The organism is Kosakonia sp. SOY2, from assembly GCF_027109175.1.
GTDB lineage: Bacteria > Pseudomonadota > Gammaproteobacteria > Enterobacterales > Enterobacteriaceae > Kosakonia.
Window position 1 is genome coordinate 1,087,994 of sequence record NZ_JAPVXH010000001.1, and the last position, 15,063, is coordinate 1,103,056.

11 protein-coding genes are annotated in these 15,063 nt (G+C 57.3%); 7 read left to right on the forward strand and 4 right to left on the reverse strand.

The features are described 5' to 3' along the window. Positions 1-14: 14 nt before the first annotated feature. Complete coding sequence (gene nifH, locus O3S68_RS05185) at positions 15-896, reverse strand: nitrogenase iron protein (RefSeq protein ID WP_016496129.1); 882 nt, start codon at positions 894-896, stop codon at positions 15-17. A 368-nt stretch (positions 897-1,264) separates the two neighbouring features. On the opposite strand from nifH, the gene nifJ reads away from it, so the two are divergent. Both nifJ and O3S68_RS05195 read left to right on the forward strand, forming a co-directional pair. Continuing rightward, on the forward strand, positions 1,265-4,777 hold the full coding sequence (nifJ, locus tag O3S68_RS05190; RefSeq protein WP_269230946.1) for a pyruvate:ferredoxin (flavodoxin) oxidoreductase: 3,513 nt from the start codon (positions 1,265-1,267) through the stop codon (positions 4,775-4,777). Between the two features lie 309 nt (positions 4,778-5,086). Next, a complete protein-coding gene (locus O3S68_RS05195; protein WP_269230947.1) occupies positions 5,087-5,584 on the forward strand; it encodes a cupin domain-containing protein in 498 nt (165 codons plus the stop codon). Positions 5,585-5,633: 49 nt separating this feature from the next. Here the strand turns inward: O3S68_RS05195 and O3S68_RS05200 are convergent, their stop codons facing one another. Next, positions 5,634-6,362 carry a metallophosphoesterase gene (locus tag O3S68_RS05200; RefSeq protein ID WP_269230948.1) on the reverse strand — a complete coding sequence of 243 codons (729 nt, stop codon included), beginning with the start codon at positions 6,360-6,362 and terminating at the stop codon, positions 5,634-5,636. A gap of 180 nt (positions 6,363-6,542) precedes the next feature. Beyond that, a complete protein-coding gene (locus O3S68_RS05205; protein WP_269230949.1) occupies positions 6,543-7,445 on the reverse strand; it encodes a LysR family transcriptional regulator in 903 nt (300 codons plus the stop codon). A gap of 101 nt (positions 7,446-7,546) precedes the next feature. Between O3S68_RS05205 and O3S68_RS05210 the strand changes: the two genes are divergently transcribed. Further along, positions 7,547-8,371 (forward strand): SDR family oxidoreductase, encoded by an 825-nt coding sequence (locus O3S68_RS05210; RefSeq protein ID WP_269230950.1) that lies wholly within the window; start codon positions 7,547-7,549, stop codon positions 8,369-8,371. Here the strand turns inward: O3S68_RS05210 and O3S68_RS05215 are convergent. Then, positions 8,368-9,309: a zinc-dependent alcohol dehydrogenase family protein gene (locus O3S68_RS05215; RefSeq protein ID WP_269230951.1), complete on the reverse strand. Its 942-nt coding sequence runs from the start codon at positions 9,307-9,309 to the stop codon at positions 8,368-8,370. The genes O3S68_RS05210 and O3S68_RS05215 overlap by 4 nt on opposite strands. 45 nt (positions 9,310-9,354) lie before the next feature. Here O3S68_RS05215 and bla point away from each other — a divergent pair, with 45 nt between their 5' ends. The 4 genes from bla to fdnI all read left to right on the forward strand — a co-directional run bounded on the left by bla (position 9,355) and on the right by fdnI (position 14,971). Continuing rightward, positions 9,355-10,224: a class A beta-lactamase gene (gene bla, locus O3S68_RS05220; RefSeq protein ID WP_269230952.1), complete on the forward strand. Its 870-nt coding sequence runs from the start codon at positions 9,355-9,357 to the stop codon at positions 10,222-10,224. Between the two features lie 162 nt (positions 10,225-10,386). Further along, on the forward strand, positions 10,387-13,437 hold the full coding sequence (fdnG, locus tag O3S68_RS05225; protein WP_269230953.1) for a formate dehydrogenase-N subunit alpha: 3,051 nt from the start codon (positions 10,387-10,389) through the stop codon (positions 13,435-13,437). A gap of 12 nt (positions 13,438-13,449) precedes the next feature. Continuing rightward, entirely contained in the window at positions 13,450-14,337 is an 888-nt protein-coding gene (gene fdxH / locus O3S68_RS05230) for a formate dehydrogenase subunit beta (protein WP_269230954.1), read from the forward strand. After that, positions 14,330-14,971 carry a formate dehydrogenase-N subunit gamma gene (gene fdnI, locus O3S68_RS05235; RefSeq protein ID WP_269230955.1) on the forward strand — a complete coding sequence of 214 codons (642 nt, stop codon included), beginning with the start codon at positions 14,330-14,332 and terminating at the stop codon, positions 14,969-14,971. The genes fdxH and fdnI overlap by 8 nt, the downstream gene beginning before the upstream one ends. Positions 14,972-15,063: the final 92 nt, after the last annotated feature.

Below are 15,063 nucleotides of genomic sequence, written 5' to 3' on the forward strand. Positions count from 1 at the left end.
GTGTGCTCCTGTGCTCAGACGGCGTTTTCTTCGGCGGCGGTTTTACCAATGATGCTGGTGTCTTCCACATCCATAATGCCGAACTCCATCAGCAGCGCTTCCAGCTCATCCATGGTGCAGGGGGTGGGCACCACCATTTTGGTGTTGTTGACGATTTTGCTGGCAAGGCTGCGATATTCATTCGCCTGATTGCAGGTCGGGTCATATTCGATAACCGTCATACGGCGAATTTCCGCACGCTGCACAATGTTGTCGCGGGGAACAAAGTGGATCATTTGCGTGCCGAGTTTTTCAGCCAGCGCAATGATCAGTTCATCTTCACGGTCGGTCTGGCGCGAGTTACAAATCAGCCCGCCGAGGCGCACTTTGCCGGATTTGGCATACTTCACGATGCCTTTGGAGATGTTATTGGCAGCGTACATCGCCATCATTTCGCCAGAGCAAACGATGTAGATCTCCTGCGCTTTGTTTTCACGAATCGGCATGGCGAAACCACCGCATACCACATCGCCCAGCACGTCGTAGAAAACAAAATCGAGATCCGGCACGTAAGCGCCTTCTTCTTCGAGGAAGTTAATCGCGGTGATCACCCCGCGACCGGCACAACCCACGCCTGGCTCCGGGCCGCCGGATTCTGCGCAGCGCACGCCGCCGTAACCGATTTGCAGCACATCTTCTAATTCCAGGTCTTCCACGGAGCCAACTTCAGCAGCCATCTCCATAATGGTGTTCTGCGCTTTCGCATGCAGGATCAAACGCGTGGAGTCGGCTTTCGGGTCGCAGCCGACAATCATTACTTTTTTACCCATCTCCGCCAGCGCGGCGACCAGGTTCTGTGTGGTGGTCGATTTGCCGATCCCACCTTTGCCGTAAATGGCGCATTGACGCATGGTCATGGTGTTTCTCCTGTTGGTTTTGTGTTTGCCACACTTCCTTGTGCAGGGAACATACCAGCCATGCCAGAGTGATTAATTTATTGATTTGTATTGATTTTATATTTTGACGTAGAAGAGAAAAGGGACAAAGAGTTCACAATCATCTGACCAATTGTACGAAACAGCACAATTCTGTTTGCGGTCGTGGCCGCCCGCCACGGCGTGACACTTTGTCGGCAGTTCAACAAGCTGTCGCGTCCACTGTCTTATTCCACGCAATCCATTTCCAGCCCCGGTGACTAATTGCTTGTATTCACTGAAATAACCGAGATGGCACAGGCTGTGCAATAGCCAGGGCATCACCACCTCTAAGAACCGAGGAACGAGCAATGTCCGGAAAGATGAAAACGATGGATGGCAACGCAGCGGCAGCCTGGATCTCCTATGCCTTTACTGATGTCGCAGCGATTTACCCGATTACGCCCTCCACGCCGATGGCGGAAAACGTCGATGAATGGGCTGCGGCGGGCAAAAAAAACCTGTTTGGCCAGCCGGTGCGTTTAATGGAGATGCAGTCGGAAGCAGGGGCGGCTGGCGCGGTCCACGGCGCGCTTCAGGCCGGAGCGCTCACCACCACCTACACCGCGTCGCAGGGATTGTTATTGATGATCCCTAACTTGTACAAAATCGCCGGTGAACTGCTACCCGGCGTGTTTCACGTGAGTGCGAGGGCGCTGGCGACAAATTCGCTGAACATTTTTGGCGATCATCAGGATGTGATGGCGGTGCGCCAGTGCGGCTGCGCGATGCTGGCCGAGAGCAATGTCCAGCAGGTAATGGATCTCTCGGCGGTGGCGCATCTGTCAGCAATCAAAGGCCGTGTGCCGTTTATCAACTTTTTCGACGGGTTTCGTACTTCGCACGAGATCCAGAAAATCGAGGTGCTGGAGTATGACGAACTCGCGCCGCTGCTGGATAACGATGCGCTGAACCGCTTTCGCCGCAATGCGCTGAACCCGGAACATCCGGTGATCCGCGGGACGGCGCAAAACCCGGATATCTACTTTCAGGCGCGCGAAGCGGCTAATCGCTATTACGATGCCTTGCCGGAAATTGTCGAAAACTATATGGCGGAAATCTTTGCCCTCACCGGGCGCGAATACCATTTGTTTGATTACTACGGCGCCCAGGATGCCGAACAAATCATTGTGGCGATGGGGTCGGTGTGCGACACCATTTCGGATGTCGTGGACGCCCTTTGCGATAGCGGTGAAAAAGTCGGCCTGCTGACGGTGCATCTGTTTCGCCCGTTTTCGCTGGCGCATTTCTTTGCCCGGATCCCGTCCAGCGTGAAACGCATCGCGGTGCTCGATCGCACCAAAGAGCCGGGTGCGCAGGCCGAGCCGTTATGTCTGGATGTGAAAAATGCCTTTTACCACCACGATAACGCGCCGGTAATTGTCGGCGGTCGCTACGGGCTGGGCGGTAAAGATGTGCTGCCGGGAGATATTGTCTCGGTGTTTGAAAACCTGAAAAAACCGCTGCCAAAAGATGGCTTTACGCTGGGTATTTTTGACGACATCACCCACACTTCGCTGCCGCTGCCTGCCTGGGACGTGCAGGTTTCACGCGAGGGGATCACCGCCTGCAAATTCTGGGGGCTGGGATCGGATGGCACTGTCAGCGCCAACAAGAGCGCGATTAAGATTATCGGTGACAACACGCCGATGTATGCGCAAGCCTATTTTGCCTATGACTCGAAAAAATCGGGCGGCATTACCGTGTCGCATCTGCGTTTTGGCGAACGGCCCATCACCTCACCCTATCTGATTAATAAAGCTGACTTTATTGCCTGCTCGCAGCAATCGTATGTCGATAAATATGATCTGCTGGAAGGGTTAAACCCCGGCGGGACATTTCTGCTCAACTGTACCTGGTTTGGCGAAGAGCTGGAGGCGCGACTGCCCAACGCGATGAAGCGCTACATCGCGCGCCAGGGCGTGCGCTTTTATACCCTCAACGCGGTGGACATCGCCCGCAGGCTGGGGTTGGGCGGGCGTTTTAATATGCTGATGCAGGCGGCGTTTTTTAAACTGGCGGGCATTATCGAACCCCAAACGGCGTCGCGTTATCTGAAGCAGGCCGTTGAGAAATCTTACGGGCGGAAAGGGCAGAAAGTGGTGGATATGAACAATGCCGCCATCGATCTTGGCATGGAGGCGCTGCAGGAAGTGATGGTGCCGGAGCGCTGGGCATGGCTGGAAGATAATGCCAGTGAGGATACGCGCCTGATGCCGGACTTTATTCGCGATATTCTTGAGCCAATGAATCGCCAGTGCGGCGACAAACTGCCGGTCAGCGCCTTTATGGGCCGGGAAGATGGCTCGTTCCCACCCGGCACCGCCGCCTGGGAGAAACGCGGTATCGCCCTGCAGGTGCCGGTCTGGAACCCAGAAGGCTGCACCCAGTGCAATCAATGTGCGTTTATTTGCCCGCATGCGGCGGTGCGCCCGGCGCTGCTGGATGAGGCCGAGCGGCAAGCCGCGCCGCCTGCGCTGCTGAGCAAACCGGCGCAGGGAGCGAAAGGGTATGAATACCATCTGGCGATTTCGCCGCTGGATTGTTCCGGGTGCGGTAACTGTGCGGATATCTGCCCGGCGAAAGGCAAGGCGCTGACCATGCAACCGCTGGAGAGCCAGCGGGCGATGGTTCCTGTCTGGGATCATGCGGTAGGTCTATCGCCTAAAGCCAATCCTTTCAGCAAAACGACCGTTAAAGGCAGCCAGTTTGAAACACCGCTGCTGGAGTTTTCCGGCGCGTGTGCCGGGTGCGGAGAGACACCGTATGCGCGGCTGGTCACGCAACTGTTTGGCGACCGCATGATGATCGCCAATGCCACAGGCTGCTCGTCAATCTGGGGCGCCAGCGCGCCGTCCATTCCGTGGACGACAAACCATAAAGGCCAGGGGCCGGCATGGGCGAACTCGTTGTTTGAAGATAACGCCGAGTATGGCCTTGGCATGATGCTGGGTGGTCGCGCATTACGCGAACAGATCGCCAGCGATGCGCGAAACGCGCTGGCGTTACCGCTTGGCGCAGACCTTGAGCAGGCGCTGCGCCAGTGGCTGGAGCATAAAGATCTCGGCGACGGGACGCAGGCGCGCGCCGGGCAGCTCAGCGCGTTACTTGAACAGCAGAAGGGTGATGACCCGCTGCTCAACCGGCTGTATCAAAACCGCGACTATTTCGCCAAGCGATCGCAGTGGATTTTTGGCGGCGACGGCTGGGCGTATGACATTGGCTTCGGCGGGCTGGATCATGTGCTGGCCTCCGGCGAGGACGTCAATATTCTGGTGTTTGATACCGAGGTTTACTCCAATACCGGCGGGCAGTCGTCAAAATCAACCCCTGCGGCGGCCATCGCCCGATTTGCCGCTGAAGGCAAGCGGACGCGCAAAAAAGATCTCGGCATGATGGCGGTTAACTACGGCAATGTGTATGTCGCGCAGGTGGCGATGGGGGCCGATAAAGCCCAGACATTGCGGGCGATTGCCGAGGCGGAAGCCTGGCCCGGACCGTCGCTGGTGATTGCCTATGCCGCGTGCATCAACCACGGTCTGAAAACCGGTATGGGATGCAGTATGCGCGAGGCGAAACGGGCGGTCGACGCGGGTTACTGGCATTTATGGCGCCATAATCCGCAACTGCTGGAAAAAGGGAAAAACCCGTTTATTCTCGACTCCGACGAGCCGGAAGATGATTTTCGCGAGTTTCTGCTCGGCGAAGTGCGCTATGCCTCGCTCGAGCGCATCTCGCCATCACTGTCCGAACAGCTATTTACACAAACTGAACAGGATGCGAAGCAGCGTTTTGCCCGCTATCAGCGGCTGGCGGGGGAGTAAGGTGCTGAAGCCCGGTGGCGTCGCTACCGGGCTGATAGACACCCGTAGCCGGTATGGCGAATAACACAGAGAACATTTTTACGCCCGCACGCATTATCGATGGCAAGTGGGATCTTCCACCCTAATTTTCCCCATGAATTGACAGCCAGAAGGGGTGTTTCAATCCTGTACATCAGCCCCTTACTGGAACTGTTTATGAACGCGAAAACCCACCTGAGTTAGCGATCCGCAACGTTATATTTTCAGCACGAATTGACAGGCCGGACGGGCGTTTCAATACTAAACAGGAACTCTTTACCGGAACTGTTTATGAACGACGAAACCTCGCCTGCGTTTATCATCCGCAATTTTAACCACATCGAAATGGAAAACTTCGTGCGCCCGCCGCTGTATGAATCACTCGGCGGCTCGCTGACCAAAGGCACCCTCGCCAGTAAACTCGGCGCGTCGATCGATATTTTGCCACCGGGCAAACGTGCCTGTCCGTTTCATCTGCATCACGCGCAGGAAGAGATGTTTATTGTGCTGAACGGCAACGGTACGTTGCGCATCGGCGATGAAGAACGGCCCATCCAGGAAGGGGATGTTATCTGCATTCCGCCAGGCAAAGCGTGGCCGCACCAGATTATCAATACCTCTGAACAACCGCTGCGTTATATCTCGATTAGCACTATGGAAAGCCCGGAAATCTGCGAATACCCGGACGCCGATAAATTCCTCGCGAGAGCACGTACAAACGGCCGGGATGACTTCCGGCGCGTCGAATTTCGCGGTGCAGGTGTGGATTACTGGGAAGGCGAGCCGTGAAAACCATCGCCCCGGTGCGAAGGGAAAACCGCCGCATGGGCGATACCTGCTACAGGCTGACAAAATGGCTAACGCGGGTATCACCGCGCAGTTCGTGAATGAGAAGTGCAGGTGGATCGCTTACCGCCGGGATGTGCTGAGCATTGAGCATCAGCGGGTTCGCCGGGCAGATGGAGCCGCAAAGGTACGCCGGGATACCGGCAAATGTGGCGGACATCGCGCGGTGGACGTGGCCGGCGCACAGCGCCAGCGGCGGATGCGGTAAGCGCGCCAGCAGTTGCGCCAGTGCCTCGCCGCCATCACACATGGCGTTATCCAGCGGGGCAATGCCGCTTGGGAAAAGGTGCTGGTGCAAAAAGACCATCGCCGGTTGCGGCTGCGCGCGCAGCGCCGCTTCCAGCCAGTGCAGATGTGGGCGGATATCGCCCCGGCTTTCACCGGTTACGGTCACATCCACGCCAATCACCGGCACGTTATTCATGTGCTCATGAAAATGCAGCGCGTCATGCGCAGCGCGGTGAGCAAAAGCGGCCAGATTGTCACACATCACGGTTTTATCATCGGCATTGCCGGGCAGGATCAGCGAGCGGCACGCCAGGCGCTGTAATGCGTGGTCAATGGCGCGATAGCCTGCCCCCCAGCCGTCATCGGTTAAATCACCGCTCACCACCAGCAGATCGGGGCTGAGTTCACGTAACCAGTCGATGGCGCGGTGCAGGCGCTGCAGGTTGTCATTATCCGGCGCGGCATGAATATCGCTCAGTTGGGCAATCAGCATTCTCTCTCCGGGTTATCCGTTTTCACCGTCAAAGCGTAGCCTAACCAGGCTCACTGTAAAAACGGCATAAGTGACTGCATTGATGGTGTGGTATTTGGTTCCGGCGACTGGGATCCGCCGGACGGCAGGTGCGATTTCCGCCTGGAGCTGCACACCGGACAGTTAATTAACGACTGAGCGTTACAGCACGGCTTCGTTGGCCTCACGGATGGCGGCGATAAACGCCTTCAACGTCGCCGGTATTTGCCGGTGACCGGAATAATAGAGACATAAACCAGCAATCGGCGGGCTGAACGGCGACAACACCTGTTGTGCCAGCCCGTTGTTGATCGCCTCGCGGGCATAAGGTTCGGGGACATAAGCAATGCCGAAGCCTTTTACCACCGCCTCGACCATCAGCGAGCTGTTATCAAGACATAAATTGCCGGGCACGTTGAGCGTCAGCGGCTTGCCATGTTGCACAAACTCCCAGCGATAGCGTTTGCCGCTCGGCAAACGCTGGGCGATACAGCGGTGGCGCAAAAGATCTGCCGGGCTTTGCGGTATACCTGCGCTGTGCAGATACTGCGGCGAGGCGATGGCGATAAAGCGGATCGGCCCGCCGAACGGCACCGCAATCATATCGAGCGGTACGGATTCCGCCAGCCGTACGCCCGCATCAAACCCTTCGGCGACGATATCCACCAGCCGTCCTTCGGTGACAATATCCAGCACCACCTGCGGGTGCGCCTGTAAAAAACCGTCAACCACGTGCGCCAGCAGCCAGCGCGCACCACCTTCATTGGCGTTAATGCGCAGCGTGCCGTGCAGCTCCTGCGGGCGAAAGCGGGTGGCATCCAGCGCCATATCTAACTGGTTTAGCAGGGGATCAATGCGCTGCAACAACGCCGCGCCTTCTTCCGTCAGCGAAACACTGCGGGTTGTACGATGTAACAGGCGCACGCCAAGCTGGCTTTCCAGCCCGCGCATAGCGTGGCTCAGCGAGGAGCGGGACACCCCCAGTTCATTGGCGGCTTGTTGAAAGCTGCGGTGCTGCGCGACCAGCAGGAACGCTTTTAAATCTGCGAGAGTGACATTTTTCATTGTTGAGTATTTTTCACCGCTGCATGCCGATTGGTGCGTCTTATCATAGCAGCGCCGGTTACTTACGCTATCCACTCACCGGAAAACATGTGGAGGTATTTATGACGACATGGCTGATTACCGGCGCTTCGTCCGGGCTGGGATTATTGATGACGCAAACGCTGCTGGCGCGCGGCGACCGCGTGGTGGCCTGCGTACGGCGCGCGGTCGCGCTGAATGCATTACAGGCGCAATATGCGTCGCGGCTGCACATCAGCTGTTTTGATATGACCGACAGCGCGGCGCTGCGCCGCGAGGTGGACGCCGCGTTTACCACTTTTGGTGTGATTGAACGGGTGGTAAGCAACGCCGGCTACGGCTTGTTTGGCGCGGCAGAAGAGGTCAGCGATGCGCAAATTGAGCGGCAGATCGCTACCAATCTTACCGGCTCCATTCAGTTAGTGCGTGCCGTATTACCGTGGCTGCGCGCGCAGCGCGGCGGGCGGATTGTGCAGGTCTCTTCGGAAGGCGGCCAGGTGGCGTACCCCAATTTCAGCCTTTACCACGCCAGTAAGTGGGGTATTGAAGGCTTTCTGGAATCGGTGGCGCAGGAGGTGAAACCATTTGGTGTCGATATTGTGATTGCCGAGCCCGGCCCAACGCAAACCGGCTTCGGTGCCGGGCTCGATCACGCCACGCCGCTCGCGGTCTATGACGATACGCCTGCGGGCGAGGTGCGCCGGGGGATCGCCAACGGCAGTTTTGACATAAAAGGCGATGCGCAGCGCACGGTTGATGCAATTATCGCAGCGGCAGATGCCCCCGTGCCGCCGTTCCGGGTACCACTGGGCAGCCTTGCCTGGGAGCACCTGGTGGCCTCGCTCCGCGCCCGATTAGCGGAAATTGAGCGCCAGCGCGATGTGGCGTATTCCGCCGACCGGGATTAAAACGACAACAGCGGTTTGGCTATCCGGCCTGGCGTCTGATACCGCGTGATAGCCTGCCGCCAGTGCTGAAAATCTGTCAGCGTGACCTCGCTCACGGGCGTTATGCGCAGCCGCTCCCAGAGTGTGCAAAACGCTTGCTGCCAGCTATCTGCCGTCATCGCGTCGAGATAGTTACGCACATGGAACCAGTGGACCGCGGGTAAGCGCTGGCGGATGCTGAATGGCTGCCCGGAGAGCAAACCGTAGCTGATAAATTGCCCCGTTTTCGGCATTGATTGCAGCAGCGTTTCCGCCAGTGTGCCGCCGGTGGCGTCATAAATAACGCTGGCTTTCTCCGCCGCCCGTTTGATGGCGGCGCTGTCCGTATCGGCCAGCGGTATCACGCCGCAGGCCGCCAGGCCGCTGGCATGAATGGCGGAACGATAAATACCGGTCACGCTTTTCGCCCCCTGACCCCTGGCCCACTGCGCAAGGTAACCGGCGCAGTCAGAACCCGCCGCGGTGACCAGCACATGTTGGCCGTGAGCCGGGTAACGTTCCAGCATCATCTGCGCGGCCAGCGGATTGATGTAGGCGCGGGCGGCGAGCGTATCGTCAATATCATCCGGCACCGGCACAACCAGCTCCGCCGGGCAATCAACATACTGCTGCCAGGTGCCCTGGCCGCGCAGCGGCAACACACGTTTGCCCAGCAGATGCGCGTCTGACCCGGACGTTTCTGTTACCACGCCCACGCCTTCATAACCCGCGACGGCGGGCAGGGTGATGCGGTGGCTGTAGGCGCCGGTGACCGGGATCACATCTGAGGCATTCACCGGCGCAAAGCGCATTTTGACGCGAACCTGTCCTGCCGGAAGCGGTGCCAGCTCGGTGGTTTCAGCTTGCAGAACAGTCTGCGGTTCGCCGAAACTTCTGTACACTAACGCGGTGTTATACATGATGCCCACTTGTGATGTTGCTCTGTCTGAACAAGGATTATACCTATGTTTTTCCCAGTGAAATCAATCTGTTCTTTACTGCTATTGAGCGCGTTTGCCGCCAGCGCCGCCAATATTGATAACGCCACGCTGACGGCGGTGGCCCGCCTGCAGGAAGAACGTTTAGGCGCACGCATCGGTATTGCGGTAGTGGATACCGCCAGCGGTGAGACGGTGAGCTACCGCGGCGATGAGCGTTTTCCGCTTAACAGCACCCACAAAGCGCTGCTGTGCGGCGCGTTGCTGAGCAAGGTCGACAAAGGCGAACTGGCGTTAAATGAGACCACTCAGTTTGCGCAAAGCGAGCTGGTGACCTGGTCACCAGTGACCAGCAAGTTTGTTGCGCCTGCTTCGATGAGCTGGCAGCAACTGTGCAGCGCGGCAATCACTGAAAGTGACAACACGGCGGCAAATCTGCTGGCGAAAAAACTGGGCGGACCGGCAGCGGTGACGCGCTTCTTTGCTGATTCCGGTGACAGTGTCACGCGACTCGATCGCGCCGAACCTGAACTCAACAGCGCCGTGCCGGGCGATTTGCGCGATACCACCACGCCGCTGGCTGTCAGCCACACGCTGCAAAAGCTGGCGCTCGGCGAGGTATTAACGCCGCGTTCGCGCGCGCAACTGGTGCAGTGGATGAAAGAGGATAAAGTCGCCGATGCGCTGCTGCGTTCCACGTTGCCAAAAGGCTGGGTGATTGGCGATAAAACCGGGGCGGGCGATTATGGTTCGCGTTCGATTATCAGTATTGTCTGGCCGAAAAAAGGCGCGCCTCGTATTGTATCTATTTATATAACGGATACTAAAGCGACAATGGCGCAAAGTAATGACGCCATTGCCCGCATCGGCAAAGCCATATTCAGCGCGACGAAGTAATAAAAAGGGCAGAGAGAAAAATCTCTGCCACTTATTTTAGTTAAATAACTTTCTGCCCCAAATTACCCGCAAAAATAACCATAAATGGATAATGGTTAAGTGTTGAGAATATCCTTATAATCTCCGTCCCTTTTCATGTCTTAAGTTTAAGCTGGAGGACAAATGGAGCTCAACCGGAGGCAGTTCTTTCGGATCTGCGCGGGCGGTCTGGCAGGAAGCACTGTCGCATCTCTCGGATTTTTATCTTCTTTTTCCGTTCACGCGGAAACCCGTCAATATAAACTCTTAAAAGCAAAAGAGACGCGAAATAACTGCACCTATTGTTCAGTCGGCTGCGGCATGCTGATGTACAGCCTCGGTGATAATGCGAAAAATGTCAGTGAAAGTATTTATCACATTGAAGGCGACGCCGATCATCCGGTGAGCCGGGGGTCATTGTGCCCGAAAGGCGCTGGCGTCCTGGACTATATTCACAGCGAAAATCGTTTATTACATCCGCAATATCGCGCGCCGGGTTCCGATAAATGGCAGCGAATTAGCTGGGATGAAGCAATTGATAAAATCGCGCGGTTAATGAAAAAAGATCGCGATGAAAACTTTATTGAAAAAAATGCGCAGGGCGTAACGGTCAATCGCTGGACCACCACCGGCATGCTCTGTTCTTCGGCCGCCAGTAATGAGACCGGCATTCTTGACGGCAAATTTACCCGCGCGCTGGGCATGGTGGCGATCGACTGTCAGGCGCGGTTGTGCCACGGCCCGACCGTTTCCGCGCTGGCACCGACCTTTGGCCGCGGCGCGATGACCAACAACTGGGTGGACATCAAAAACGCCAACGTGGTGCTGATCATGGGCGGTAACGCCGCCGAAGCGCACCCGGTCGGCTTTAAGTGGGTGGTGGAAGCGCAAACCAAAAACAACGCCACCGTGATGGTCGTCGATCCGCGCTTTAACCGCAGTGCGGCGGTGGCCGATTTCTATGCGCCGATCCGCGCCGGTTCCGACACCGCGTTTCTGCTTGGCGCGATCCGCTATCTGATTGAACATGACCAGATTCAGCATGAATATGTGCGCCACTACACCAATGCCAGCCTGATTATTCGCGAAGATTACGCCTTTAACGACGGCCTGTTCAGCGGCTACGACGCGCAAAAACGCCAGTACGACAAATCAAGCTGGTTCTACCAACTCGACGCCCAGGGCAATGCGTTGCGCGACGAGACGCTGAGCCATCCGCGCTGCGTGTGGAACTTGCTGAAAGCCCACGTTGCGCGTTATACGCCGGAAATGGTCAGCCGCCTGTGCGGCACCACGGTAAAAGATTTCACCCATGTCTGCTCGGTGCTCGGCAGCACCAGCGTGCCGAACCGTACCGCTACCATTCTTTATGCGCTGGGCTGGACGCACCACTCGGCCGGGGCGCAGATCATTCGCGCGGCGGGGATGCTGCAACTGCTGCTCGGTAATATCGGTATGGCGGGCGGCGGCGTGAACGCGCTGCGGGGCCACTCGAATATTCAGGGCTATACCGACTTAGGCCTGCTGTCGACCAACCTGCCGGGTTATATGCCGCTGCCGTCAGAGAAACAGCCGGATTACCAGACCTATATTTCGCAAATCACCCCGCCGTCGCTGGGGGTGAACGAAGTGAACTACTGGCAGAACACGCCGAAGTTTTTCATCAGCATGATGAAGAGTTTCTGGGGCGATCGCGCCACGGCGGAGAACAACTGGGGTTACGACTGGCTGCCGAAATGGGATCGTCTCTACGATGTGATGACCCAGGCCGAACTGATGCTCGAAGGCAAAATCAACGGTTATATCGTGCAGGGGTTCAACCCGCTGGCGGCTTTCCCGGATAAGAACAAGTCATCACGCGCACTGGCGAAACTGAAATACATGGTGGTTATCGATCCGCTGGCGACTGAATCCTCCACCTTCTGGCAGAACCACGGTGAGATGAACGACGTCAATCCGGCGGAAATTCAGACCGAGGTGTTCCGTCTGCCATCCTCCTGCTTTGCTGAAGAGGACGGTTCCATCGCCAACTCCGGGCGCTGGTTGCAATGGCACTGGGCCGCCGCCGAGCCGCCGGGAGAGGCATTGCACGACGCCAAAATCCTGGGACGCCTGTTTATGCGCCTGCGCGAGTTGTATCAGGCCGAAGGCGGAGCTAACCCGGAACCGCTGCTGAACATGTCCTGGGATTATAACGATCCGTACGATCCGCATCCGGAAGAGGTGGCCCGCGAAGCCAACGGTAAAGCGCTGCGCGATCTGTATGACGACAAAGGCACGCTGATTGCCAAAAAAGGCGAGCAGTTAAGCAGCTTTGCGCAACTGCGCGATGACGGCTCCACCAGCAGCTTCTGCTGGGTGTACTGCGGTAGCTGGACGGAGCGCGGAAACCAGATGGCGAACCGTGATAACAGCGATCCGTACGGGCTGGGCTGTACGCCGGGCTGGGCGTGGTCATGGCCGGCGAACCGCCGCATTCTTTACAACCGCGCCTCTGCCGATCCGGCGGGTAAACCGTGGGATGCGAAGCGCGCACTGCTGCACTGGGATGGTCAGCGCTGGACAGGTATGGACGTTGCCGATTACAGCCAGGCTGCGCCAGGCAGCAATGTCGGGCCGTTTATCATGAACCCGGAAGGCGTGGCGCGCCTGTTCTCCATCGACAAGATGAACGACGGCCCGTTCCCGGAACACTACGAGCCGATTGAATCGCCAATTGGCACCAACCCGCTGCACCCGGAAGTGGTTTCCAGCCCGGTAGCGCGTATTTTCGCCGCCGACAACGCCAATATGGGCAAAGCGGATGCTTTCCCGTATGTCGCCACCACCTACTCAATAACCGAGCTGTTCCGCCACTGGACGAAACATGCCCGCCTTAATGCCATCGCGCAGCCGGATCAGTTCGTTGAGATTGGCGAAGCGCTGGCAAAAGAGAAGGGCATTCTCGCCGGCGATGACGTGAAGGTGATGTCGAAACGCGGCTTTATCAAAGCCAAAGCGGTGGTCACGAAGCGTTTGCAAACCCTGACCATTGACGGTCGTCGGGTCGACACTGTAGGCATTCCGTGCCACTGGGGTTTTGAAGGGGCCACGCGTAAAGGCTTCCTTGCTAACACGCTGACACCATCGGTGGGCGACGCTAACTCGCAGACGCCGGAGTACAAGGCGTTTTTGGTCAATATTGAGAAGGCGTAAGGAAGCGAAACCATGTCCATGCAATCACAAGACATTATTAAACGTTCAGCGACCAACGGTTTTACGCCGCCGCCGCAGGCACGGGATTTCCGGGCCGAAGTGGCAAAGCTGATTGATGTGTCCACCTGTATCGGCTGTAAAGGCTGTCAGGTGGCCTGTTCCGAGTGGAACGATATCCGCGATGAGGTGGGGTATTGCGCCGGGGTGTATGACAACCCGCTCGATTTAAGCGCCAAATCCTGGACGGTGATGCGCTTTAGCGAGACCACGCAAAACGGCAAGCTGGAGTGGCTGATCCGCAAAGATGGCTGTATGCACTGCGCGGAGCCGGGCTGCCTGAAAGCCTGCCCGTCGGCGGGCGCGATCATTCAGTACGCCAACGGGATTGTCGATTTCCAGTCGGAGCACTGCATTGGCTGCGGCTACTGCATTGCCGGTTGCCCGTTCAACGTGCCGCGCCTCAACCCGGACGATAACCGGGTCTACAAATGCACGCTCTGTGTCGATCGCGTCAGCGTCGGCCAGGAGCCCGCGTGTGTGAAAACCTGCCCGACCGGGGCGATTCATTTTGGTACCAAAGCCGAAATGCTGGAGCTTGGCGAGCAGCGCGTGGCGCAGTTGCAAAAACGCGGTTACGTCAACGCGGGGGTATACAACCCGCAGGGCGTGGGCGGTACGCATGTGATGTATGTGCTGCATCATGCCGACCAGCCGGGGCTGTACCACCACCTGCCTGCGGAACCGAAAATCGATGTGCCGGTTACTCTGTGGAAAGGCATTCTCAAGCCGCTCTCCGCCGCCGGGTTTATCGCCACCTTTGCCGGTCTGCTGTTCCACTACATCGGGGTGGGGCCGAACAAAGAGACGGATGACGATGAAGAGGAGCACGACCATGAATAAAAGCAAAATGATCCTGCGCACCAAATTTATCGACCGGGCGTGCCACTGGACGGTGGTGATCTGCTTTTTCCTGGTGGCGTTATCCGGTATCGCGCTCTTTTTCCCGACGCTGCACTGGCTGACGCAAACCTTCGGCACGCCGCAGATGGGACGCATTCTGCATCCGTTCTTTGGCGTGCTGATCTTTCTGATCCTGATGTTTATGTTCGTGCGCTTTGTGCACCACAACATTCCGGACAAGAAAGATCTGCCGTGGCTGAAAAACATTGTTGAGGTGCTAAAAGGCAACGAGCACAAGGTGGCCGATGTCGGCAAATATAACGCCGGGCAAAAAATGATGTTCTGGACCATCATGAGCATGATTTCGCTGCTGCTGGCGACGGGCGTGGTGATCTGGCGACCGTACTTTGCCCACTTTTTCCCCATCTGGCTGATTCGCTGGTGTTTGCTGGCGCATGCCACCAGCGCCATTATCCTGATGCTCGCCATCCTGGTGCACATGTATATGGCGTTCTGGGTGAAAGGTTCGATCAAAGGCATGATTGAAGGCAACGTGAGCCGCCGCTGGGCGAAGAAGCACCATCCGCGCTGGTATCGCGAAGTCGAAACCGCAGAAGAAAAACAACAGCAGTAACGCAACTCACCGCCCGGTATGCGCGTGCATGACCGGGCGGCCCGCCAATGGCTTTGCAGATTATCGACTATGATTGTTCTTCGTGACATCGT